16 protein-coding genes are annotated in these 24,726 nt (G+C 59.7%); 10 read left to right on the plus strand and 6 right to left on the minus strand.

The features are described 5' to 3' along the window. Positions 1 to 24 precede the first annotated feature (24 nt). Positions 25 to 654, minus strand: a complete 630-nt coding sequence (locus tag BCY88_RS21565; protein ID WP_120346207.1) for an SCO family protein — start codon at positions 652 to 654, stop codon at positions 25 to 27. Between the two features lie 271 nt (positions 655 to 925). Next, positions 926 to 2,563, minus strand: coding sequence for an alpha/beta fold hydrolase (locus BCY88_RS21570; protein ID WP_183081420.1), 1,638 nt, complete (start codon positions 2,561 to 2,563; stop codon positions 926 to 928). A 488-nt stretch (positions 2,564 to 3,051) separates the two neighbouring features. Between BCY88_RS21570 and BCY88_RS21575 the strand changes: the two genes are divergently transcribed. Further along, on the plus strand, positions 3,052 to 3,864 hold the full coding sequence (locus tag BCY88_RS21575) for an FkbM family methyltransferase (protein ID WP_259461468.1): 813 nt from the start codon (positions 3,052 to 3,054) through the stop codon (positions 3,862 to 3,864). 30 nt (positions 3,865 to 3,894) lie between these two features. Here the strand turns inward: BCY88_RS21575 and BCY88_RS21580 are convergent, their stop codons facing one another. Together BCY88_RS21580 and BCY88_RS21585 are read right to left on the minus strand one after the other, a co-directional pair. Then, positions 3,895 to 5,112: a glycosyltransferase gene (locus tag BCY88_RS21580; protein WP_120346209.1), complete on the minus strand. Its 1,218-nt coding sequence runs from the start codon at positions 5,110 to 5,112 to the stop codon at positions 3,895 to 3,897. Then, positions 5,109 to 5,741, minus strand: a complete 633-nt coding sequence (locus BCY88_RS21585; RefSeq protein ID WP_120346210.1) for a TetR/AcrR family transcriptional regulator — start codon at positions 5,739 to 5,741, stop codon at positions 5,109 to 5,111. Before BCY88_RS21585 ends, BCY88_RS21580 begins: the two co-directional genes overlap by 4 nt. Positions 5,742 to 6,425: 684 nt before the next feature. Here BCY88_RS21585 and BCY88_RS21595 point away from each other — a divergent pair. From BCY88_RS21595 to BCY88_RS21620, 9 genes are all read left to right on the plus strand, one after another. After that, positions 6,426 to 8,258, plus strand: coding sequence for a ShlB/FhaC/HecB family hemolysin secretion/activation protein (locus tag BCY88_RS21595; RefSeq protein ID WP_120346212.1), 1,833 nt, complete (start codon positions 6,426 to 6,428; stop codon positions 8,256 to 8,258). Then, on the plus strand, positions 8,255 to 20,278 hold the full coding sequence (locus BCY88_RS21600; protein ID WP_120346213.1) for a hemagglutinin repeat-containing protein: 12,024 nt from the start codon (positions 8,255 to 8,257) through the stop codon (positions 20,276 to 20,278). The genes BCY88_RS21595 and BCY88_RS21600 overlap by 4 nt, the downstream gene beginning before the upstream one ends. 9 nt (positions 20,279 to 20,287) lie before the next feature. Beyond that, positions 20,288 to 20,707: a hypothetical protein gene (locus tag BCY88_RS21605; protein WP_120346214.1), complete on the plus strand. Its 420-nt coding sequence runs from the start codon at positions 20,288 to 20,290 to the stop codon at positions 20,705 to 20,707. A 102-nt stretch (positions 20,708 to 20,809) separates the two neighbouring features. Further along, positions 20,810 to 21,256 carry a hypothetical protein gene (locus tag BCY88_RS39570; protein ID WP_147408538.1) on the plus strand — a complete coding sequence of 149 codons (447 nt, stop codon included), beginning with the start codon at positions 20,810 to 20,812 and terminating at the stop codon, positions 21,254 to 21,256. Next, positions 21,253 to 21,546: a hypothetical protein gene (locus BCY88_RS21610; RefSeq protein ID WP_120346215.1), complete on the plus strand. Its 294-nt coding sequence runs from the start codon at positions 21,253 to 21,255 to the stop codon at positions 21,544 to 21,546. The genes BCY88_RS39570 and BCY88_RS21610 overlap by 4 nt, the downstream gene beginning before the upstream one ends. Positions 21,547 to 21,700: 154 nt before the next feature. Continuing rightward, positions 21,701 to 21,946 (plus strand): hypothetical protein, encoded by a 246-nt coding sequence (locus BCY88_RS39575; protein ID WP_147408539.1) that lies wholly within the window; start codon positions 21,701 to 21,703, stop codon positions 21,944 to 21,946. Between the two features lie 451 nt (positions 21,947 to 22,397). Then, the gene (locus BCY88_RS21615) at positions 22,398 to 22,904 is read left to right on the plus strand and encodes a hypothetical protein (RefSeq protein ID WP_147408540.1); all 507 of its coding nucleotides are present in this window, start codon (positions 22,398 to 22,400) and stop codon (positions 22,902 to 22,904) included. Between the two features lie 409 nt (positions 22,905 to 23,313). Continuing rightward, positions 23,314 to 23,499 carry a hypothetical protein gene (locus BCY88_RS39580; protein ID WP_147408541.1) on the plus strand — a complete coding sequence of 62 codons (186 nt, stop codon included), beginning with the start codon at positions 23,314 to 23,316 and terminating at the stop codon, positions 23,497 to 23,499. Between the two features lie 19 nt (positions 23,500 to 23,518). After that, complete coding sequence (locus tag BCY88_RS21620; RefSeq protein ID WP_120346217.1) at positions 23,519 to 23,875, plus strand: hypothetical protein; 357 nt, start codon at positions 23,519 to 23,521, stop codon at positions 23,873 to 23,875. 55 nt (positions 23,876 to 23,930) lie between these two features. On the opposite strand, the gene BCY88_RS39585 is transcribed toward BCY88_RS21620, so the two are convergent. Both BCY88_RS39585 and BCY88_RS21630 read right to left on the minus strand, forming a co-directional pair. Next, on the minus strand, positions 23,931 to 24,233 hold the full coding sequence (locus BCY88_RS39585; protein ID WP_147408542.1) for a hypothetical protein: 303 nt from the start codon (positions 24,231 to 24,233) through the stop codon (positions 23,931 to 23,933). Positions 24,234 to 24,349: 116 nt separating this feature from the next. Then, a complete protein-coding gene (locus tag BCY88_RS21630; protein WP_120346219.1) occupies positions 24,350 to 24,685 on the minus strand; it encodes a helix-turn-helix domain-containing protein in 336 nt (111 codons plus the stop codon). Positions 24,686 to 24,726 lie beyond the last annotated feature (41 nt).

Consider the following 24,726-nt stretch of genomic DNA (forward strand, 5'->3'; position numbering starts at 1 on the left):
GCCTCGGTCTCCCTGAACGTCGGACTACACTCGCCCCAGCGCGTTGAGCACATCGCAGATTTCGTCTGCACGCGGAAGGTCGGCACTACGCCAGCGCAACATTGCGCTCGCGTCGAAGCAGTAAATCTGTGTTGAATGATCGGCGATGTTCCCGAGGGGCAAGCGGCTGCCCGAGAGCGCCGTGCGTATCCGGTCGACGTCGCCCAATGCCGGCGTGGCCGCATTCCACTCGGGGCCGGCCTGAAAACGCAGGAGCCATTCGTGCAGGGCGGATGGCGAATCGGAAAGCGGATCGATTCCGATCGACAGCAATTGAATCGGATGATTGGCGCGGATGTGCGGCACCCGTTCCTGGACCGCATTGAATAGCGCGCCCTGCAGAGGACATACCGAGCTGCAGCCGGTGTAAATCGTCTGGAGTGCGGTCACGCGCTGACTCAACAGGTCGTTCAGCCGTTGCTTCTTGCCGGTCTGATCGATTAACCAGGCATCGTCGAGCTGAACCGGTGGTTTGACGACCCCCATCTCCACATGTTGCGCGTATAGACGGGGCGACATCGCGGCCAGCGTGGCCGATGCCATACCGCACAGCACGGCACGTCGCGTCAGTTTTCGAGCGGAAGTATGTTCGGCGGAATCGGGGCGTGTGTTCATTTTATTTGTTGATCAAGCCCGGGCAGCGGTCTCTACGAATGTCTGACGAACGGGGCGCGCTGCCGGTTACACGCTATCAGCAATGCTTCTGGCACGAGCGCCTGCAGGTCACGCGGGATAATGCGAGGTAGCGCGGACGATTCCCGTCTCGACTGCCTCCACACGTTAGCGATGCAGATGAGCGTGGCGTCCGGGAACCCACTTGAAAAAGATAGCTGATGGCGGCGCTTGCGGGTCGGCGAACTACCTGCGTTTGTGCGCTCGGCCACACTTATTTTGGGGCGAACGCCTGCGTGAAGAATGTCTCGCACAATGCGGCAACCCGCTGCCGCGCCGCAGGATTCAACACTTCATGGTCCATGTTCGGAATGACCATCGCGCTGGCGTACGCCAGCTTGTTGAGCCGGCGTCCGCCCCGGCCGAAGTGCATTCGCAGCTCGTCCAGCCCGTGATCCAGCGGGCTGAATAGCAGCCGGACGCGGACGCCGCGTGCGTCGAGGTCCATCATGCGCCGCCGGGCACGCGAACCCTTGTTCACGGCACTGCCATTCGCGTCGCCGGTCAATGATGCGACGGCACTCACGACCCTGTCGACCGCATAGCGGGAAAGGGTTCGCAACACCGGTCGCAGACTGATCTCGCCGCGCAGCACCTGTGACCATTTTTGCGCGCGCAGCATGGCGTGGAAGTGAGCGCGTGTTGAGCCCGCGCCGATCTTTGCGGCGTCGCACATTCTGAAGCCGACCGGAAAGTCGAATCCCTGGAGATTGACCAGCAATAGTGCTGCTACGGCGGGGTTTTTCGTGGCCGCGTGCAGTCCCAGATAGGCGCCTGAACAGATGCCGAACACGGCGACGCGCGGGTGCCCCCTGTCGACGGCCCAGTCGACCGCCAGTGACGTATCGGCCGCGAGCTGGTCGTAACTGAGCAAGGACGGATTCGCGAGCGTTCCTGCTCCGCGGCTATCGCCGATACCGTGCGCATCGACCCGCAGGGATGCGATGCCCGCCTGGGCCAGCGAGCGGGCGAGTTCGACGTTGAACCGGCCGTCGCCGACATGGTGGGTCGCCGCGGTGTTGGCGATGACGACAAGCGGCGCGCGTTCCGAACGGCCTTCCGGTTCGCATAGCATGGCGAACAGACGTCCATCGGCAAGCTCGACCGGCGTCTCGACAATGCCGTGCAAGCCGACCGGCCGCCTGGAAGGAGCAGCGGGCGCCTGCGCGTCGAATGCAGCGGCCGGCAACGGTGCGGGCGAGCGTGCCCCTTCGCGGACGAACCATGCTTCGATCGAAGCCAGTGTCGCCTGAGGCAGGACGGCGAGCCACGAGGGCTGCATCGCTTCAGGATATTCGGGAAACGGCAGGGAATCGACTTTTGCGCCAAGCGTGCTGTACAGGTTCGCGAGCTCGTAGCTGGGCCCCTGGCTGCCGGCGTGAACGACCAGCAGGCTGCTCGCCGGCACGGACGTGACCCGGCGCAGATCGTATCGGCTGACGGCTTCGATTGCACCACGGCTGAAGCGGTGTCCCAGCACGTCGAATGCGTCGGCGGGCTCGGCATAGCTGGCCACGTGGCGGGCTGTCTTGTCGAGCCACGTTCGCTGCAGGACATCCATTTCCCGCACGAACTGCCGTCCAACCACGACAGGCGCGATGAGCGCCACCGTATCGACGCGCGCTGCGCGCGCGGCCTGCGCGGCAACCATCGCGCCAAAGCGGAACCCGACAAGCGCGACGCGCTCGATGCCGGTTGTTCGTCTGAGGAAATCCACCGCTTCGATGGCTTCGTCTACCCATTTGTCCGGTTCGACGAGCTTGCCGGTGTCGACGGAATCGCCAGTACCCGAATAATCGAATCTCAGTACTGCAAACCCCTGATCCGCGAGGCGGTCGGCGAGCGATCGCATGGTTTGATGCAGCCACAACGCTTCATGCCCGAGGGGGCCGCAGAGCACGATCCCCAATTGCCCGTTTTTGTCAGCCTGTGACACTGGCTCGTAAAGCCAACCGAAATGTCCGCCGAAATCGACAGGATGCATTTTGAAGTCCACTTTATTTGTCTCTCGGTCCTTGCGGCTACTCACAGCATTTGCCGCGGGGGCTTTTCCAATGCTTTCGCCGTACCACGGTTTTAAGAGTTGGAATTTGGCGCTATTACGCGATCTCGCAGTGGGTGTTGTCGGTGCGTTTGCGCACGTAGCCGGCGCAGGCCGAAATGAAAGCCGTTATCAGGCCCTTCGGACGGATATCAGACCCTGTTCGCCATTTTTCGTTATGCGCTGTACATCGTGCGACGCGCAGAATATTTTAGTTTTCGTTGAATGGTGGCGCCGTGAATTCACCTGGATGTTTCGTGGACGGCGCTTTTCCCTGTAGTGCGATCTGGAGAACCGACTTGCACGATCTCTTGAAGGCCACGCTTAAATCCGTCATGCCCCCGGCGCTGCTGCGAGCGCTTCGACCACAACGCCGGCACGCGGACTTGTGGGGCGGCGCGCGATATGGTTTGCACGGATTGCGCCTGCCTGGAGGACGGCACTTCGTCTATCGGCCTTCGACGGCGGACCGCATGGTATGCGAGCAGATCTTCTTCAAGCGGGACTATGCAACGGATCATCTGGCGCGCTCGAAAGAGATCGGCGACTTCTACGAGACCTGTGCCGATCCCATCATCGTCGATGCAGGCGCCAACATGGGCGCGGCAGCGGTCTGGTTTGCGCTGACCTACCCGAACGCCAGGGTCCTCGCCGTTGAACCGGACGCCGCGAACTACGGATTGCTCAAACTCAACACGGCTTCGTTTCCGTCCGTCTTGCCGCTGAATGCGGCTATTGCGGCAAATAGCGGAACGCTTTATCTGAACGATCCGGGCGTGGGCGCCTGGGGCTATCGCACAGCGGAGCAGCCTGGTGAACGGTCCAATGCCGTTGAAGCGATGACGCTGGAGCAGGTGTTGGCGAAATCGAGCGGCACGCCGTTCATTCTTAAAATCGACATCGAGGGTGCCGAGTCGGATCTGTTTTCACGCCATACGGCTGTATTGGATCGTTTCCCGCTGGTTATTATCGAACTGCATGACTGGATGCTGCCCCGGGAATCAACCAGCCTTAATTTCCTGAAGTGGCACGTTGAAATGAAACGGGACTTCATTAACTGCGGTGAAAATATTTTCTCTATTTCAAATACGATGAACAGTGGAGCACGTTGAGTTGTGCTCATTACTGCTGGCCTGGCTGAATCATGTGCAAAGGATGGTTTCAATCTCTGCAACAGCGGTTGCCGTTCCGGTTTCCTGCGCCATCTGTTTTCCCAGCGTAGAGGCTCGCTGTCGGGTCTCTGCACGCTGCGCAAATCCGATCGCCTGTTTAAGTTCTTCGCGGTTCAGCTTGCGTGTCGATACCGGGTCGCCTGCTACACCCAGGCGGTTCAGTTGGTGAGCCCAGAAGAACTGGTCCCCGGCAAACGGCAACACAACCGATGGCACCCCCGCACTGCATGCCGAGTGAGTCGTGCCGCTCCCTCCGTGATGGATAACCAGCGACGTACGTGGGAACAGCCATTGATGAGGGGTTTCTTCGATGATGAAGAAATTGTCGGGCAGCGTCATATGGTCGGGTATGCCGGACCAGCCTGGATAGAGGAGCACGCGGAGCCCTTGCGCTGCGTCCATGAAAGCATTCAGCACGGCTTTCCGGTCGAATCCGACCATGCTGCCGAATCCCAGGTACATGGGTGGTTCGCCTGCATCCAGAAATGCGTTAAGCGCGGCCGGTGGCACCCAGGTGTCTTGCAGGCCCAGCCATTGCCCGCAGAGGCGGGTGTGTGCGGGCCAGTCCTGCGGTTCGGGTAACAGCGCGGGGGAGACGCCGTACAACATGGGGTGCGCCGTCCATAATTTCTGGCGCGGGGGCAGTCCCAGTACGCTCCGTCTTGCTTCATTGGTTGCTTTGCGGAAGGCGTGCCATAGCAGATTGTTTACTGCGTGATGGCTGAGCCGATTTAATGCTGCGGGGATCCAGCGAGAAGGAAGGAATGGCGAGGCAAATGCATGTGTTGGAGAGATGGGTATCAGGCCGGCGCCGACGACGCGTATGCCAAGATGCTCGGCCACGGATAAGCCTACGAAGGCGGCCAGGCCCGATACGATCAGTCCGTCGCAACCTATGGCGGCTGCGGCAATCTCTTCCATCCAGCTGTGCGTCCTGGCGTTGGCGATATGCGCCAAACCCGCTGCCGTGGCGTTGACGCCTTTGCCGCTCGACACCAGGTCGCCCAACTCGTCTCTTATGTTCCCGCTCAACGCCGCGTGAGGAACCCCCAGGGCGCGGGCGCTCCCTAGCGTTGCCCCATCAGCGAACAGCATGACCTCATGTCCCGCATCCATCAGGGCGCGGCACAGTGCGGCCAGCGGTCTCGTGTCGCCCTCGGTGCCGTAAGTCAATGCCAGCAGTTTCATCTGGATTCCTCTTGTTTTTCGTTCGGCGTCCGGGCGCTGCCCTGCAGGAAGACATCGATCGCAAGAGCGAACTCACGCCGCAATTCAAGATCCGGCAGTGCCAGCCAACGCATCAGCGCGCCCAGATAAAGATGATGAAACAGGGTGGCGAGATGCGCTGCGCCGAGATCGGCGCGGATTTTTCCGTTGTGCTGACTATTTCGGATCATCTGCGTGTACAACGCGACGAGCCCATCTTCGCCGTCGGCTGTCATGGACGCCTGGATGCCTAAAAAGCAGAACTTCAGATAGGGCGGCAGCAACTCCCTGTGCGCTGTGCACCACTGAGCGGATAGATCGAGTAGCGGGGGGACGCCGTCCGCGAATTCCGTGTGTGCGCTCATGACGAGCGCAAGGCCCTGCAAATCTCGCGCAAGCTCCTGATGGATCCAGGAGGCCAATACCGCTTCCTTGGTTGGGAAGTGGTTGTATAGCGTCCCTCGCGCGACATCGGCTACCTGCGCGATCTGTTCCATCGTAACGGATTCGTATCCGTCCCGCTGAAATAGATCACCCGCAAGACTTGCCACGCGTTCCAGCATGCTTTGACGTTTGCGGGCGCGACGGCCGGTCGTATCGGTGGCACTCATGGGTTCGATAAAATTGAACAGAGGTCAAAATTGTACTCTGTTCAATTATCGAGTCAACGCCTGTTTGCCGTGCATTTGCTGCAACTGAAGGCAATTTGAATCATTAATGAAATATAAATGTAATATAAATATTACCAAATATTCCTAAAGAAGCTCTGGCTGGGGTCGTTATTCATCGTACAAATGCTGCGACTGCACAGTCGCGCGTATTAGACGAATCCACCGAAAAGAATCCGCAACGAACAGTTGCGTGAAAAACAGGAATGACCAGCAGCGCACGGGGAAGTAGCGCGGGCCACGGGAACCCGCGTCTGCATCAATTTCAGATCGGGCAGATCGTTGCCGCGTTGACTGCCGCGCCGTGTCGTTTATATGCAGCTGGCATATCGGTCAACGGTGAAACGGCAACCACGAATTCAACCGCTGCGAATGGATATCAAGCCGTCACTATCGCGCCGGCTGTCGCGGGAATTTTGAATCACACCTATCGCCGTTTCCACATCGACACGGCGCGCGCTTCACTCCACAACGCCGGCATTCATGCCCGGGCAATTGCCAATCAGCTGACCTGTAACGATTCCAGCGCTATCAGCGGGCTGGTTGACGGAATCGGTTCACGCGCAAACCCCGATGTGGGCCAATCCGAACTGCGTCGATTCCGGCGCGATAACACGATCGACGTAAATGAAGAAGAACAGACTCGGCCGGATTGCGCGGCCGCCGAAAGCGGCGCGCGGATTCGCGGGCACCGGTTACGCACAGGGGCGAACGTTGGGTCGGCTTGTGTCGATATGTGTTGCATTGTCCGCAGCCTCGCACGTATCCGTGGCACACGCGCAGGCAACCGATCCGCTTGGCGAACAGGAGCAGCGTCGCCGTGCACAGGAGCAGTCGATCGAGCGCGAGCGCGCGATCAACGCGCCAAATGTTGCGCTTCAACCGGTCGAGCGTCCGACTGAAGACGACGGCAAGGTTCCCGTCGAAACACCGTGCTTCAAGGTCGACGAACTGACGCTGGAAGTGCCGCCCGGTTTGAGCGATGCAGTGGAGTCGGCCGGCGCGCGCGCGTTGTTGCCCAATCCCCTGTTTCCGGGCGAATTGACTTTCGCCAACGACGACCTGCAACGCTATCGCGGTCAATGCATCGGACGTGAGGGACTCAATCTGATCGTGCATCGACTGATGGCCCGCATCATCGAGAAGGGTTACTCGACCACCCGCGTTGTCATCACGCCGCAGGATATGTCGACCGGTAAGCTGAAGCTCCAACTGATCCCGGGTGTCATCAGTGCGATTCGCTTCGCTGATCCCTCGACGTACGGCACGTGGCGCAATGCGTTTCCGACGCGGGCGGGCGATCTGCTGAATCTGCGCAATCTCGAACAGGGTCTCGAGCAGATGAAGCGCGTGCCGAATCAGGACGTCGAGATGCAGATCGTGCCTGGACCGTCCACCGGTGAAAGCGATGTCGTGATTACGGTCAAGCGCACGAAGCCGTGGTCGCTGGCCGTGGGCGCCGACGACAGCGGGCTCAAGTCGACCGGCCAGTTCCAGGGCAACGTGAGCTTCACGCTCGACAATCCGCTTGGCCTGTCCGACCTTCTCAACATTGGCTACACCCATGACATCAACGGTCATACGAGCCAATACGGTACGCATGGCAGCAACGCGTACTACTCGATCCCATGGGGTAACTGGACATTCACCGCCACGGCCAGCCAGTACGACTACCACCAGCAGATCGCGGGCGCGTTCTCGACGCTGGTATCGAGCGGCAAGTCCAGCACCTTCGACGTGAAGACGGAGTACCAGTTCTATCGCAACCAGGTGCAGAAAAACATGCTCGAGTTCCGCGTCGGCAAGCGCTTCAGCGAAGCCTTCATCGACGGTACGGAAATCGGCATTCAACACCGCGATAACAGCTACGCGGAAGTTGGCTGGGAACACAAGCATTACATCGGCGCGGCACAACTCGACAGCACGCTTGCGTATCGGTGGGGCGTACCGTGGTTCGGCGCGCAGCCGGATTTGCCGGGCGTGGGCGCGGGTGTGCCCACGTACTACTACCACATGGAAACAGTCGACGCGACGTTGAGCGTGCCATTCACCATCGCGGGTTTTCCGCTGCGCTATTCGGCAACGGTGCGTGCGCAGAACACGCCTAACGTGCTGTACCCCACCGAGTACTTCGCGATCGGCAGCCGCTATACCGTGCGCGGTTTCGACGGCAACACGATGCTGGCCGCCGAGAAGGGCGTGTTCATGCGCAATGACCTCGAGATTCCTTTGGCGCGTTTCGGCCAGGCGCTGTACTTCGGCATCGACGGTGGCGAGGTCTTCGGTCCCGAAGCGAACAACCTGCTGGGCCGCCGTCTGGCGGGGGCCGTCGTCGGCCTGCGCGGTAGTGCATTCAAGCACGTCAGCTATGACGTTTTCATCGGCGGTCCGTTGTACCAGCCGGACCGTTTCCCGAACCGCTGGCCGGTGGCGGGTTTCAGCGTGAGTTTCCTGCTATGAACAAGAATATTTATCGCGTCATTTTCAATGCTGCGCGTGGCCTCTGGACGGCTGTGCAGGAAACAGCAACGGGTTCTGGAAAGGGGCGCTCGGCCGGCACGACTGGGCGAGCGCCTTTGCTGCATGCGGGTGTGGGCTTCATCGACATGCTGTCGATGCGGCACGTCGCGTTCGCGGCATTGTGCGCGCTCGGCATGCAGCCGCAGTGGGCCGACGCGCAAGTGGTCGCGGCGCCCACGAGCGGCAGCAGGCCGGCCGTCGGTGTGACGGCAAATGGACTGCCGATCGTTCAGATCGCCACGCCAAACGCGGTCGGCGTATCGAACAATCCCTACACGCAGTACAACGTCGGTCCATCGGGTTTGATCCTGAACAATTCGGCAGGCAACGTGCAGACCCAGCTTGGCGGGTATGTGACGGGTAACCCGAATCTCGGCGCCGGTAGCGCGCGCGTCATCGTGAATCAGGTCGTGGGTGGCAATGCGAGCCAGTTGCTCGGCTACACCGAGGTGGCAGGGCAAAGAGCGGAGGTGGTCATTGCCAACCCGGCCGGCATCTACTGTAACGGTTGCGGGTTTATCAACACGAGCCGCGGGATTCTGACCACAGGCACGCCGGTCTTCGGTGGCACGGGCAGTCTGGATGCATTTCACGTGACAGGCGGCCAGATCCAGATCGGCACGGCGGGCCTTAACGGCAGCAACGTCGACCAGGTCGACCTGATCGCGCGTAGCGTGGCGATCAACGGCAAGGTGTGGGCGGGGCAGTCGCTCAATGTCGTGGCGGGCAACAACGACGTGCGCCACAGCGACCTGAACGCGCAATCGCTCGGTCCGGACGGTAACAGTCCAGGCGTGGCGATCGACGTCGCGCAACTCGGCGGCATGTACGCGGGCAAGATCATGCTGATGGGCACGGAGACCGGTGTCGGCGTCAATAGCGCCGGCACGATCGCGGCGCAATCGGGCGACGTGCAGGTCAGCAGCCAGGGCAAGGTGACCTTGTCTGGTGGAACGAGCGCGAACGGCAACGTCGCGATCTCGGCGGCGAGCGACGTGACGAACAGCGGCTCGGTCTACGCGACACAAAACACGGCACTGAACAGCCAGGGTCAGCTAAACAACAGCGGCACCCTGGCCGCGCTCGGCAACACGAACGTCACGGCGGCGAGCGTCAACTCGACCGGCTCGCTCGGTGCGGGGATCGACGCGAACGGCAATGTCACGGGAACCGGCAGTCTCGCGGTGACCGGTACAGGTGGCGTGACGGCAGTTGGCAAGCAGATGGCGGGTGGCAATCTCGCGCTGTCGGGCAGCAGTTTGAACATGGCCGGTGGGCAAACGCTGGCGAAGGGCAATGCATCCCTGACGACCACCGGTGCCGGCGGCGACACGGGCAACATCGTCCATACCGGCGCGTCACTGCAGACGGGCGCTAGCTTGACGGTCAACGCCGCGGGAACCGTCACGAACGACCAGGGGAAGATGGGCGCCACGCAGCTGAGCGTAACAGCCGGTGGCATGTCAAATCGCGGCGGCACGCTGTCGCAAACCGGCGCGAGCGACACGACGCTGAGCGTGTCAGGCGCTCTCGACAATACCGGCGGCACGTTCACGACGAACGCGCAAAACACCACGATCCACTCGGGCAGTCTGACCAACGCGAACGGGACGATCAGCCAGGTGGGCACGGGCGCGCTGAAAGTGCAGACGGGTGCGCTCGACAACGGTCACGGCAGTATCGGCACGAATGGCGTAGCGACGATTGCCGCCGGCAGTCTGCAGAACGGTTCCGGCTCGATTACGTCGGCACAGTCGCTCAACGTGGCGTCGAGCGGCGACATCGGCAATACGGCAGGGCGGCTCGAAGCGGCCGGCGCGGTGAACGTGTCGGGCGTGAACGTGCAGAACACGGCCGGACGAATTGTGTCGGGCAACGGCGATGGCTTCACGTTGACAGCGAGCGGCCAGATCACGAACGCGGCGGGCACCACCGCGCAGGGTACGACGGGCGGCGTGATCGGCGGCAACGGCAATGCGACGATCAACGCGGCAACGCTCACTAACAGCGGCACGGTCACGGCCGCGCGGAACCTGGGCGTGACGGCTTCGGGAACCCTCGACAACAGCGGCGGATCGATGAGCGGCGCGACGCTCCAGGCGAACGCGGCGTCGCTCAGGAACGCGAATGGGACGATCAGCGCCAATACCGTGTCGGTCACCGCGCCGCAGTTCGACAACAGCGGCGGGAAGATCACGGCGAACCAGCTCAATGTCAGCGCCACGAACCTGACGAACCAGAACGGCGCGCTTACCCAGATCGGTTCGGGGGCTATGGGCGTGAATGTCAGCGGCACGCTCGACAACTCGAGCGGTGGCGTGATTCAGACCAACAGCGCAGACCTGACGCTTGCACCGTCCACCTTGAACAACAACGGCGGCACGATCACCCATGCCGGCACCGGCACGCTGACGATCAATGCAGGCAACGGCAACGGGGCGCTGACGAACATCGGCGGCAAGATCGTGACGAACGGTCTGGCGAATCTGTCGGCCGGCAGCGTGGACGACACGGGCGGCATGATTTCCGCCCAGACCGGATTGAATGCGACTGTCGCCGGTGCATTGAACAATACGAACGGACAGCTTGAATCGAACGCTGACCTGAGCGTTACGAGCGGTGCGGCCATTACGAACACCAATGGGACGATCGCCGCGGCGAATAACGGGTCCGTGCAATCGGCTTCGCTGACGAACAGCGGCAGTGTGACAGCGGGTCAGAATCTCAACACCACCGTCACCGGCACGTTGGACAACAGCGGGGGCACGCTGAGCGCGCAGACGGTCACGGCGAATGCCGCGTCGCTCAGGAATGCGAATGGCACGATCAGCGCCAATAACGTCTCGGTTACCGCGCCGCAGCTCGACAACAGCGGCGGGAAGATCACGACGAACCAGCTCAGCCTGGCCGCCACGAACCTGACGAACGAACGTGGCTCGATCACGCAGCTCGGGACCGGCGCAATGGGGCTCGGCGTGAGCGGCACGCTCGACAATTCCAACAGTGGTTTGATCCAGACAAAAAGCACCGACCTGACGCTTGCGCCTGCGGCACTGAACAACAACGGCGGAACCATTACGCACGCCGGGACCGGGACGCTGTCGGTCAACGCAGCCAGTGGCACGGGCGCCGTCACCAACGTAGGTGGCTCGATTGTCAGCAACGGGCAGGTCGCGTTGAATGCGGGCAGCGTGGACAACACGGGCGGGAGTATCGGAGGGCAGTCGGGGTTGAGCGCGACGATCGCCGGCGCCCTGAACAACACCCGGGGGCAACTCCAATCGAACGGAAACCTCGGCGTCACGAGCGGCTCGAGCATCACGAACACCGGCGGGACGATCGCTGCGTCGGGCAATAGCACGGTGCAGGCCGCGTCGCTAACAAACGGCGGCAGCATCACGGCAGGACAGAATCTCAACACCACGGTGAGCGGCATGCTCGACAACGGTAACGGAACGTTGAGCGCGCAGGCGATCACGGCGAATGCCGCGTCATTCAGAAACGCGAGCGGCGTCGTGAGCGGCAACGCGGTGACGATGTCGATTGCGCAGCTCGACAACAGCAATGGCCGGATCACGACGAACCAGTTGGGCGTCACCACGACCAACCTGACGAACGAAGGCGGCACGATCACGCAGCTCGGGACCGGTCCGATGAGTCTCGGCGTGAGCGGCACGCTCGACAATTCGAACGGCGGCTTGATCCAGACCAATAGCACGGACCTGACGCTCGCTTCCGCGTCCGTGGACAACAACGGCGGCACGATCACGCACGCCGGCACCGGCACGCTGACGGTCAACCCAGGTAATGGCGCGGGGTCGCTGACGAACGTCGGCGGCAAGATCGTGACCAATGGACAGGCGTCAGTGTCCGTCGGCAATCTCGACAACACCGGGGGCAAGCTGGCTTCGCAGGGCGTCATGACCGCGACCGTTCAGGGCACGCTGAACAATACGAACGGACGGTTGTCGTCGGGCACAGGGCTGAGCGCGACCAGTGGCGGTCAACTGATCAATGCCGGCGGCGTTATCGGCGCGGGTGGCGCGGTGGCCGGCAGCACGCTGAGCCTCGCCGCATCGTCGATCGACAACTCGGGCGGGGCGATCACCAACCTCGGGAATGGCGCGACGACCCTCAACGGCGGCAGCCAGATCACCAACAGCAATGCGGGTGGTGCGTCCGGTATGGGCGCGATCAGCGGTAACGGCAACGTGACGCTAAATGCGACAGCCGTCTCCAACACGCAGGGCGGGCAACTGAGCGGCGTGAACTTGCAGATCAACGCCGGCAATCTGGACAACAGCGGCGGGAAAATCGGCAATGTCGCCAGCACGACGGGCGACGTCGGGATCGCGACGGGCACGCTGACCAGTACGAGTGGCCAGATCAATGCATCGCGGAATCTGTCGGTTACCGCGAATGCGCTGGCGGGCGGCGGCACGTATAGCGCGGTCAACGATCTTTCGTTGAACCTGCAAGGGAACTTCACCACCTCGCCGAATTACGGTTTCAAGGCGGGCCACGATCTGAGCTTCACGCTGCCCGGCACGTTCAGCAACGGCGGCGCTCTCTCCGCCGTGAACGCGCTCAACATCAATGCGGGCGACATCCAGAATTCGGGGATGCTCGGGGCCGGCGGCCTGCTCACCACGCACTCGAACACGTTGACCAATACGGGCACGATCGTGGGTGGCAGCGCGTCGTTGAATGCGACGCAGAGTTTGTCGAATCTGGGCACCACCGCGCTGATCGGTGCGACCGATAGCGCAGGCACGCTCGAGTTGCTTGCACCGGACATCGAGAACCGTGACGACACGACCGCGACCGACGCGCAGGCGATGACCTCGATCTACGGTCTGGGCAAGGTTGTGCTGGCTGGCGGCAAGGACGGGAGCGGCAATTACACCAACGCGAATCTGGTTCGCAATCAGTCCGCGCTGATCCAGTCGGGCGGCGACATGGAGATCGACGCGAACCAGGTGACGAACACCCGGCGCGTGATGACCACGGGCGGCTTCACGTCGTCGGTCGATCCAACGCTGCTGCAAAGTCTTGGGATCAGCCTGTCCGGCTGTACCGCCACGGACATGGCCGCGTGTGGGCCGGGCAATCCGCAGGTCATGGGTTCCAAGGGCTCCCCGACGATGATCGGCGGCGTGCCTACCGATCCGCCGCACGGCGGCCAGTGGAACAGCACATACCAATACACGACTTTTACGGGCGTTGCCGTCGCCAATACGGTCACGTCCGTCAGTCCGGGGGCGCAGATTCTCGCCGGCGGCAACCTGAAAGCGTCGTCGGTCGGGACGTTCCAGAACTACTGGAGCCAGGTGGCCGCGACGGGCAACATCGCGTCGCCCGCCACGATCGACCAGAACAGCTGGCAAGGCCAGAGCGCGCCGAAGGTGCAGGTCACCTACTCGGGCGAATATCACTACGACAACTACGACAACAGCGAGCACAACTGGCAGTTGCCGTTCGGCGATGCCCCGTTCGTCGGCTCCCGTCCGGGTGGCTACACACAGGCGGCGCCGGCCGACACACGCACTTATGCGCTGCCGGCGTACGAATCTTCGTTCAAGGCGGGCGGTACGCTGACCGGCACGGGCGTGACGATCAACAACACGGCGGGCAACGCAGGGGTGACGCCGCTCGGGCTTCTGCCGGGGCAGACCGTGTCGGGTAACGGCGCGGGCTCCGTGAGCGGAACGATCGGCGCGTACGGCGTGGGAGCGATCGGCGCGGGTGTGGTGAGCGGATCGGTCGGCACGGGCGGTGGCGTGCATGCGGCCGTGGTGGCAATCCAGGGTGGCCGCCTCGTCAACAGCGGCCTCGCGAACTTCAATAATCCGACTATCGCTGCTGCTGCCGCGGTCAACGTACTCAACAACATCACGGTGCCCAAAGGCGGCCTCTTCAGCGCGGACACCGCGCCGAACGCGCCGTATCTGATCGAGACGAACCCGGCCTTTACGAGCCAGCAGCAGTGGCTCTCGAGTGACTACTACTTCCAGCAGATGGGCATGAACCCCGCCAAGACCCAGTTGCGGCTGGGCGACGGGTTCTACGAGCAGAAGCTCGTGCAGGATCAGATCCTGTCGATGACCGGGAAGTCGGTGCTGACGAACTACGCAAATACGCAGGACGAATTCAAAACCCTGATGACGTCGGGCGCCGCACTCGCGAAGTCGGTCGATCTGGCGCCCGGCACGGGTCTGTCGCCTGAGCAGGTGGCACAATTGACCAGCAACGTCGTCATCATGCAGACGCAGATTGTCGACGGGCAATCCGTGCTCGTGCCGGTGGTTTATCTGGCGAAGGCTAGCCAGGAAAACATGGGTAACGGTCCGGTTATCGCGGCGACGGACATCGATCTGAAGAACGCGCAGTCGGTCACCAACAGCGGCACGATCAAGGCGGAAAACAGCTTCGCGATCAGCGGGCAGAGCATCGACAGTTCGTTCGGCACGCTGCAAAGCGGCGGGCAAATGTCGCTGACGACGACGGGTGATGTGAACCTCACGTCGGCGACCCTCAATGCGGGAAGCCTGGGGCTGAAGACGGACGGCAACCTGGTTCTGAACACGGCGGCGAACACGCTCAACCAGGTCAGCAGCACCGGTGCAACGCGGGTTACGACGACGCTTGGGCCCGCGGCCAGCATCAACGTAACGGGCAACGCGGCGATCACGACGGGCGGCAACTTTGAACAGAACGCGGCCAGCCTGAACGTGGGCGGTGCGCTGGGCATGAGCATCGGCGGCAACTGGACGCTTGGCGCGCTGCAGACCGGCGAGACGAAGGTGGTTGCTCGCGCGAATGGTATATCCGACACGCATTTCGTGACCGACGTGGGCAGCAGCGTGAAGGTGGGCGGGGCGTCCCTGATCGGCGTGGGCGGCGATCTTACTGCGACTGGTGCGAACATCAACCTAGGCGGTGGTGGGGCCGTAGTGGCCGGCGGTAACGTGACGCTACACGCGGCGACCGCGACGTCGACGTTGGACAGCAACAGTTCGGGCAGCGACCATCACGGCAGCTACGCGGAGACGCTGCATACGTCCGACGACGCGGTGACGGGTACGACGCTCAAGAGCGGCAACAGTCTCGCGATCATGTCGGGCAAGGACCTTAATATCACGGGTAGCACGGTGTCGCTCGATAAGGGCAATGCGTTGCTGATGGCGGGAGGCAACGTTAATGTCGGTGCGACCACGGAAACGCATGTCGACAACTCGAACGAGTCGCATAGCCATAGCGGCGTGGCGAGCCACACGAGTGCGGTCAATCGCGTCGACCAGACGACGACTCAGGCCGACGGCAGCACCATTTCGGCAGACAGTGTGTCGATCTCCAGCGGCAAGGACATTAACGTGACCGGCAGCAGTATTGCCGGAACGAACGCTGTCTCGCTCGCTGCGAAGGGCAGCGTGAATATCCTTGCTGCGACTGATACTTATCAGGATTCCGAATTCCATGACGTCAAGCACTCGGGACTGTCGGGAAGCGGCGGCTTCGGTTTCAGCGTCGGCTCGAGCGAGCAGAAGGATCAGTACGATGCGAACTCCGTCACGCAGAGCCAGGCGCGCAGCATCGTCGGTGCGGGGCAGGGCAATGTGTCGATCACGGCGGGTAAGGATGTTCATATTGGCGGCAGCGATATCGTCGCTGGGAAGGCGAAAGGCGACGTCACTGGCGCGACGGGCAACATCAGTATCACGGGCCAGAACGTCACGATCGATCCAAGTCAGGACAGTGCGCAGTCTCACAATCAGCAGGAGGCGCGTTCGAGCGGTCTGACCGTTGCAGTGACCGGAACGCCGCTGGACGCGGTCCGCAACGCGAGAGCGGATGCGTCGTCCGGCAATGCCTTCCAGCGGACACAGAACGTCCTGAACGGAATAGGCGCGAGCGCGGCCGATACGCCGTCGATTTCCGTATCGTACGGACGTAGTCAGAGTTCGAGCACGACCGACATGTCGAGCCTGACCAATGCGGGCAGCACGATCCGTGGCGGCGGCAATGTGTCGGTGAGCGCAACGGGCGGTGCCGTGAAGGATGCGAACGGCCAGCCGATCGACGGCGATCTGTCGATCATCGGCTCGACGATCAGCGCGGGCGGCACCGTCTCGCTGGCGGCGAATCGAAATGTCACGCTGCAGTCGTCGACCGATCAGTTGCAGCAGAGCACTCAGTCGAGCAGTTCCAGTATGGGCATTTCGCTCGCGTCGCCGGGTCTTGGCGACCTGACCCGCTGGGTGAGCGGTACTGCGAATAGCGGCGGCACGAGCCCGTCGCCCTACAACGCGAGCCGCAGCAGTTCGAACGGCACGCAGGCGCAGACCACGCAGACTGCGACGATGGTGTCCGGCAACAGCGTAGTGGTGAAGAGCAAGACCGGCGACATCAACGTGATCGGTTCAGGCATCAGCGGAACGCAGGGTGTCGATCTGGTGGCGAGCCAGGGCGCGATCAATGTGCTGGCCGGGCTCGATACGAGTGCGAGCCATCAGGATTCGAGCAGTCACAAGATCGGCAGTCTGGGCAGCAACGGCACGGCCACGGGCTTCACCGTCGGCGTAGCGAATAGCCACGGTGTACAGGACACGGCTGCGCAGACGCAGAGCACGATGCGCAGCCAGATCGTGAGCGGCAACGGAAGTGTGACGCTGGACGCGAATCAGGATGTAACGGTGGCTGGGGCCGATCTGAGCGCAGGCAAAGATCTGACTCTGATCGGCAAGAACGTAAATCTCGATCCGGGCACGGACGCGATGCAGAACAGTGCGAGCCAGAGTTCGAGCCAGTTCGGCGTGAGCCTGGCGCTGGGCGGTGCGGTGGGCAATGCGATCGCGACGGTCAACCAGAGCATGAACAATGCGAGCCACGCTGGGGATTCGCGCCTGGCCGCGTTGGAGACGGCACAGGCAGGGCTCGCGGTATACAACGCGTATAAGGTCGCGACCGCAACAGGTCCGACCGGACAGGCGCTGATTAAGGCAACGGTGAGTATCGGAGGTGGTTCGAGCAGCAGCGACTCGCAGAGCAGCCAGTTGGCGAACGACGGCAGCACGTTGCACGCGGGCGGCACTGTTAGTGTGATCGCGACGGGAAGCGGCACGAAGGACGCAAACGGTTTCGCGACGGATGGTGACATCAACGCACGCGGCACCCAGATTTCCGGGCAGGGCGTCGTGCTGAATGCGGCACGCGACATCAATCTGCAGAGCGCGCAGGACACGAGCCAGGAGTCGAGCCACAACAGCAGCAGCGGCGGAAGTATCGGTGTCGGCGCAGCCTTGGGCGGGCAACAGAACGGCTTCACGATCGAACTCGCCGCGAATACGGCGAGCGGACATGCCAACGGCAACGGCGTGACCAACCGCGATACGCAGATCAACGCGACCGACAAGATATCGATTACGAGCGGACGCGACACGAATGTACGTGGTGCGGAAGTGGCGGGCAATACGGTCGATGCGAACGTCGGACGCGATCTGAACATCGCGAGCCAGCAGGACACCAACACGTACGACAGCAAGCAGACGAGCGCGGGCTTCCAGATGAGCCTGTGCATTCCGCCGATCTGCTATGGCACGACGGTTCAGGGTTCGGCGAGCATGAGCGATCAGACTATCAAGGATCGTTTCCAGTCGGTGAACCAGCAAAGCGGATTCTTTGCGGGCAATGGCGGGTACAACATCAACGTCGGCAACCATACGCAACTCGATGGCGGGGCGATTGCGAGTACCGCGACACCGGATAAGAACAGCCTTTCGACGCAGACGCTCGGCTACACAAACCTGCAGAACACGGCGAGCTACTCGGGCTCGTCGCTTGGCTTTAGCGTGAGCGGCAGTTTCGGTCAGAGCACGGCGAACGGTGTGAATTTGAAGACACCGGTGAAGCAGGCCGGGAGCAGTACGCCTGGGCCGCAGAATTCGCAGGGGCTTGGACCGAGCGGTTTTGGGATGGCAGGGACGGGCGATAGCGCGTCAGGCACGACGTACGCGGCGGTAAGTGCGGGGAAGATCACGGTACGCGGCGATGCGGGTACGGGTCGCGACAGTACGGCAGGTTTGAGCCGTAACACGGCGAATGCAAACGGCTCGGTTCAGAACACATTCAACGTGCAGAACGTGCAGAACGACATGGCGGTGCAGCAGATGACGGGCCAGGTCGGGATGCAGGTGGCGGGAGACATCGCGGACGCGTTAGAGAGCAAGGCTGCAGCAAAAGAAGCCGCGGCGGTGCTGGCCAAAGCAAATGCACAAAAGAACGGCGACGAGGCTGGTATGGCACAGGCGCAGGCCGACATTACGGCGGCGCAGCAGCAAGAGGCACTGTGGGATGAAAATAATGGGGCGGCTCGTATTGCATCACACGCTGTCGTATCAGGTCTCGGTGCTGCTATGGGCGGAGGCAATGTAGCTGGCGCAGTTGCTGGAACGGTGGCGGGCGACATTGCTGGCACTGCCGCAAGTGGTGCGCTGGGCGATACGGTGGGTGGCAAGTTGCTGTCGAACGTGGCAGCGGGGATAGCTGGTGCCGCGGTGGGCGGTGCATTGGGCGGCTCGGCCGGCGCGATGAGTGGTGCGGGTGGGGGATTGAATGCCGATCTGTATAACCGGCAGTTGCATCCGCAGGAACGCGACTTGATTGCAAAGGTCGCGAGTGCGATCGCGGCGTATATCGGCAAGACAGACGCAGACCGGCAAACGCTGACGGACTACTGGACCAATATGCTGACGCTCGCGGCTGGGGCAAAGGTCGATGCGCAGGCAGCGCAGCAGCTCGGTCAGTACGAGACGCAACTTGCGCAAGCAGCGAAAGCTTCGGGTAACAGTCAGGCTTATCAGACGTTCATGACGAATCTGGGAATCGCACAGGATGAGATCCGGAAGATGTCGGGCATTCCAATTGTTGGTACCAGTGGCGTCGTTGTCGCAGATGGCAGCGCGGTGAAGACGTTCCAGTCCACCAAGGATCAATTCAACGATTCGTCGATTTTTGGTACGCCAGGAGGCACGAAAGCCGCATTAGCTCCTGGCGAGACGCCTGCATCAATCGGCATCGGTCCGCAGTACTACATCGCGCCGAACGGGGCGTCGAACGCACAGGTGACGGCGTTTGTCGATGATCTCGTCAAGCGGGCGGGGACTTCACCGGATGCCATTACGCCATTCACGGACATTGAGCAGACGATCGCCGCATGGATGGGCGGGGGACTGGCCAGCGGTGCTGCGAAGGATATTGCGAGCGCGATTGCGGGCTACTTAGGTCGTGACGCTGGAGCTGCTTTAGGTGGCAAAGCGGTAAGCACCACAGTCGATAGTGCTAACGCGGCAGCGGAGGCGGGTGGTTCGCTGAAGAACGGTAGCGGGAGCCTTGACACTGCGGCTAACGCTGGGCGAAATCAACCGTACGGGAATGGGGCAAGCGCATCGCCGTCACCGGGGACGAACGCCGCGGGAAGCAGCGGGGCAGGCGTTGTTCCATCTCCTGCCGTTGGAGGCGTGAAAACCGGTGGAACAGTCGAATTGTTTACTGACGCCAGTGGTCCAAAAGTGCCCGGCGCCGTGGGCGTTGGGCCAACGGATGCATCAGCAGTCGCGAGCGATGCTCGGAGTATGCCGAACATTCCTAGTAATAGTCAGGCAACGGTGGTGGCAAATAACCCCTTCATCCCAAAATCTGCAGGAGGTACCAACTCGATGATGGATTTTTTGCCGGAAGCCGCTCGGATAACGGAATCAGGCGGAAAGATTGTGATCAACGGAAACGAAGCCAATCCATATTTTTATTCTATACCAAATGCAAGCCAGCTTGACGTGCTGGGATTGAAGATTCAATATCAGGGTGGTCTTCTGCCTGAATATCAAGGGTTGGGGTTTGTTCGTACGGACGGTTCGCCGATTCAGATGAGTACGATGCGAACAATTGTTTTTGTTAAAAAATGAGGAGTGGGAATGAAAATAATCAAGGACTGTTGGGCGTCACTCGGGGCATCTGAGTGTCAGTATGGGGCGCATATTTTTGATGGGAAAGATGCAGCCATTTACGTGAATCATTGGCTTGCCGTATTTGGAGATTTTGATAAGTATTTTTTTCGAAAAAATTCAGAGGGTTTTGTTGGGCATTGTCAGTTGGTGTTTACTGGGGTTAAAAGGTTTGAATTCTCTGTTTCTACTTATGTGCGCGAAGGCGATAAGGTGATTTGGCAAGAGCCTGCTGTCTTTGCTTATTCTGGCTCTGCTTCAGAGAATTTTTTTACCTATAGACTGGAGGGAAGTCTTCACGGATTTTCCTCATCCGTTAGTATCTTGGTGCAGGCGCAGGGGTTTGAGTTGCGTATTTTGGGTGAGAATGAACCGGCCCGACAATCGTGATTTACCTATTGAGAACTCGATCCGTGATTAAGGTGCTGGTTCCGGCCGAGCCCGCGCATCGCCGTCACCGGGTCGGATTCGACGGGAAGCACGGGCGGGGGCGTGCCACTGTCGGCCGTAGACGCTGGAGGCGATGCCGCGGGTAAACTTATCGGCTCAACGAAAGGACCGACGCCGGCACAACTGAGTTTCGTCAGTGAAACGGCAGCTGGTGTAAAAGCGGTGCAGGTTATTCCATCGATCAATGATGGCCGATCGGCGGACTTCTTCATTGATGGAATTAAGTGTGAGTTGAAGATTGCGACTGAGGTGGTCAAACTGGATTCCGATGGACTGTTGAAATCGACTTCGAGTACTGCAATAGATGCGCGCGGGCAGTCTGGCAACATTATTATTGATGCTTGCAATCAGTCTGGTATGACGCCTGAAATTGCGCAACGTGGAATTGATAGGGCATTTTCCGCAAATACTAAATCTGGTTCGAAAATTAAAAGCATATCCGTCATTACATCGCAGGGAGCGGTCTTTGTTCCGGGGTTGCCGCAATGATTGCAAAAATTATTGGCTACCCAACCGAAAATGAACTGCGCGAAAGAATAACTCGACAAATCGGATGGCGCGGTGCAACTGATCAAGTTGCGCTGATTTGGCACGGTTATCTAACAGGGTTGATGGAGTGGGGGGTAATAGAACTTGATGTATTTGAACGACTTTCCGCACTGCTTCCGAAAATTGGCCATGATGAACTCGTCGAGTTATCACTTGATGAGCCCGCTTGTTCGCGGTCGGAGGAGGTCAAAGAGGCTAAGGAGGGGCGCTATCCAGACAGCAACTCATGAGTCGCTTGCAGGCGGTGCGATAGATCGAGCGGGCAAGTCGCAGGAGCGGCTGGACGGATGGCGAAATCGACGCGCGAGGCGCGCACATCTCCGGGCAAAGCGTCGTGCCGAACGTTGCGCGCGGCATCGACCTGCAAAGTGGGGGTGAATAGTTATGAAGATTAGATTTTCTTATGTGGATGTTGGAGTTCATCCAAAGCTTGGCCGGGTATTTCATTGGCAGCCAAAGGCGATGGATGGTGAAGGCGCGAAACGTTATAACCAGTACCTATGCGAGGTGTTGAGTTCTGTCACCCAAGGAACTGATGACTGTGACCGCCTCCTGAAAAACATCAACGACGTTGAGATCGGGAATCAAGCTGAGATAGAAAAAGGGGGGCGATGTTACTTTGACGATTAAATCTACTGGAGTGCAAGTTTATATTGAGGTCGATGAGGATTGGATGGGCCAGCCCGATGGAAATTTTAAATTAAGCGAATGGAAGGCCGCTTTGAAGGGCTGGCGTCACTTTCTTGAAATACCTCAATCTTTGGAGTCTGTTGTCGAGGTTGACGTGTAATGGTTGGAATAAAACTTGGCGTTCGAATGGGCGGCCGGCAAGATTGTCTCGGGCGTGCTTGGAGTAGTGTTTGGCAGGGAAGGTGCAATACAGTCCCGCCTTTGTTGATTCTACACACCAAGGCCAGTATTATAAATTTACCTACAAAGATGGTTCTGAGCTAAAAATAATTGATCCTGCGACCTATCGTGTGACAGGCTGGCCAGAAAATGGTGGCAGAACTACATTTGTGAACCACCGGTGGTAAAGTCATAACCTATGACCCGGCCTCGAAAACTTGGAAGTGATGCGATGACTCTAGATTGGATAGCTCAACCTGTGCCCGGAAAATCATTGTTAAATCTTGATTTAGGAACTAGCTACACCAATGTGGTAAGCCTGCTCAAAGACTGCGAAATTTCGGAAAATGTCTTTCAAATTGACAATTCCTGCCCGATACGGCTGGATATTTCTTCAGACGAAGCGGTGATACGCTTCAAAATGATGGAGGATCAGAGCTATGGTTGGCAAAGTGACGTTGCTTTACTGTATTTTAAGAGTGGTAATTTGAAATCAATAACAATTTATTTCAGGGAAAAGTACAGCTATCGAGGTTTGATTTGTGGAAAAGTTGGGTTGGGTGATGAAATTCGTGACTTGAAAGAATATTTCGCACTGGAATATGATGATGTTGATGAGGTTTTTTATGCATTTAATGACGGCAGATCGAGTGGATTAGAGCTGCACGGGACGTCGTGCGATTTGTCCGTTGATCCAGCTCAAAAAATAGGTGCAATGAAAGTCTTTCTTGTTGATTAACGTATCATCGTCTGAAAAATATCTGCGATACGCTGGCATTCGACACTGTCTCTGAACGCATTCGAGAGTCAGCGCTCCAGCATTGCAATATCTTCGTTGAGTGCCTGTATGCGGGCCCGCTGCTCGCGCAAGCTCTCGACAACATCGCTGGCAGACGTTCGGAGGCTCTGGCCAATGCCGGCACGATTTCCTTTGTGAATGGGTGGTAGCCTTCGGAGAGAATTTCGCCGAACTCATACAGGAGGCTGCGCAATGCGTTGCTCTGCATTGCAGTTGTCGGGCCCAGTAATGAGCGCCACCGCAGGCTTCAATCGCTACAAATGCGCGTTCCCTCTTTGCGAAGAAATTCGATACCTCACCTCGCTTGGGTTTCATACGCTCGACCTTCCCGGTCGCAACGTCGACCAGTATGCAACTGGAAGACATGCTTGGCGATATCCATGCCGATGACGTGCGCCTTCATTTGGAAACCTCCAGCGTGAGCCGTTGCGTTCGGGTGTTCGACGGCTCCACTGTACAGCTGACTACATCGGAAGCTGTTCTCTGCCACTGTGCTCCTGCTTTGCCCGTTGCCGGGGGCGTCGATACCATCTAACACGCTCCAGGAAATTGAAATGAGCACAAATAAGCAGAGGGCAATAGAAGCAATGCGGCAGGATCTGCTTCAAAGTTCTGCGAGCCTGCTTGCTGGTAGCGAGGCAGATACTTTGAGTGGGGCTCTGCGTCGCTTCTTTCCAGAACTAAGTCATGCCTTTGTGGTGCATTGGATACTAGAACAGGCAGAGGATGTTTACTGGGTGCTTGTGAGTCGAACGGAAGTCGCGGAAACTGAAATTCCACGGGGCAATTATGCAGAGGGGAATCCTCTACTGCTAAAAATCTTGGACGTTGGTGCTTATCGAGAGAAGCAGCATTCGCGTGATGTTCGACAAAAACTGGAGATTGGACTCGAACTGATCAAAGGCAACTAAAGCTTCACAAACAGCAAACCCGGCTACGGCCGGGTTTGCTGTTTGTAGATGTCGGTTATTTCCGTCTGCTGAGTCGCTGCCGCGTCTCTTCCGCTTCTTGCCCGCTCACGTATTTGCCGGCAATCCTGTAGTCATAGTCCGGGGTGATGGTGATGTGACCGTAGCGGTAATCGACGCTGAACAGGACTTGCTGTCCGGGCAGGAAGCCAGCGCGTTCGAGCATTGCATCGGTGATCTGCATCCACGGGAAGGCCGTATGTCTCTCATGTTCGTGTGTGCGGTTTGCTTCAAGCGCAACGGAAATGCGCGTGGCACGTTCGTCGCGAGCGCGACGTGGTTTAACATTGGCGTTAGCCATGATCAACTCCTTTGCTGAGTTGGTTGTGGTCAGCGGGCGATGAGTGTTGGTAGCACTCATCGCCCGCGCTTCGTTTACATCAGCTCTCCTGCTGTTGTTCGATCGTAACGGTCTGCCTAGCCGCTGATGATCTGCTTGGCGCGGTGCCTGAGGATCATTCCATCGAGCAGCGCCTTGACGATGTTGCGGTCTTCGTCGGGCATCTGGCTGACTGCCTCGAACTGCAAACGCAAGTCATCGGACGGGCCGCGCTCATTCTCATCAAACACCAGTTCATCCAGACTGACATTGAGCGTCTGTGCCAGACGTGTCAGGGCCTCTAAGGTAGGCTGCGCCGACCCTGCTTCGTAGCGACGAACTTGATTGACGTGCAATGCTGCGGCCTTGGCCAGTTCTTGCTGGGTGAGGTCACGTGATTTTCGCACCTGGATCAGGCGTGCTGGGAAGTTCATGGGCTGTAGCTAAAGCGGTTCAGTGAGAAACATTATAATGT

This window comes from Paraburkholderia fungorum (assembly GCF_003610895.1).
Taxonomy (GTDB): domain Bacteria; phylum Pseudomonadota; class Gammaproteobacteria; order Burkholderiales; family Burkholderiaceae; genus Paraburkholderia; species Paraburkholderia fungorum_B.

Excerpts from the sequence above, each read along its gene's own strand:
- BCY88_RS21580 (WP_120346209.1), bottom strand. The coding sequence starts at position 5,112 with ATGAAACTGCTGGCATTGACTTACGGCACCGAGGGCGACACGAGACCG.
- BCY88_RS21605 (WP_120346214.1), top strand. The coding sequence starts at position 20,288 with ATGAAAATAATCAAGGACTGTTGGGCGTCACTCGGGGCATCTGAGTGT.
- BCY88_RS21585 (WP_120346210.1), bottom strand. The coding sequence starts at position 5,741 with ATGAGTGCCACCGATACGACCGGCCGTCGCGCCCGCAAACGTCAAAGC.
- BCY88_RS21595 (WP_120346212.1), top strand. The coding sequence starts at position 6,426 with ATGAAGAAGAACAGACTCGGCCGGATTGCGCGGCCGCCGAAAGCGGCG.
- BCY88_RS39575 (WP_147408539.1), top strand. The coding sequence starts at position 21,701 with ATGAAGATTAGATTTTCTTATGTGGATGTTGGAGTTCATCCAAAGCTT.
- BCY88_RS39580 (WP_147408541.1), top strand. The coding sequence starts at position 23,314 with ATGCAACTGGAAGACATGCTTGGCGATATCCATGCCGATGACGTGCGC.
- BCY88_RS21630 (WP_120346219.1), bottom strand. The coding sequence starts at position 24,685 with ATGAACTTCCCAGCACGCCTGATCCAGGTGCGAAAATCACGTGACCTC.
- BCY88_RS39585 (WP_147408542.1), bottom strand. The coding sequence starts at position 24,233 with ATGGCTAACGCCAATGTTAAACCACGTCGCGCTCGCGACGAACGTGCC.
- BCY88_RS21620 (WP_120346217.1), top strand. The coding sequence starts at position 23,519 with ATGAGCACAAATAAGCAGAGGGCAATAGAAGCAATGCGGCAGGATCTG.
- BCY88_RS21570 (WP_183081420.1), bottom strand. The coding sequence starts at position 2,563 with ATGCGATCGCTCGCCGACCGCCTCGCGGATCAGGGGTTTGCAGTACTG.
- BCY88_RS21610 (WP_120346215.1), top strand. The coding sequence starts at position 21,253 with ATGATTGCAAAAATTATTGGCTACCCAACCGAAAATGAACTGCGCGAA.
- BCY88_RS21565 (WP_120346207.1), bottom strand. The coding sequence starts at position 654 with ATGAACACACGCCCCGATTCCGCCGAACATACTTCCGCTCGAAAACTG.
- BCY88_RS21600 (WP_120346213.1), top strand. The coding sequence starts at position 8,255 with ATGAACAAGAATATTTATCGCGTCATTTTCAATGCTGCGCGTGGCCTC.
- BCY88_RS21615 (WP_147408540.1), top strand. The coding sequence starts at position 22,398 with ATGACTCTAGATTGGATAGCTCAACCTGTGCCCGGAAAATCATTGTTA.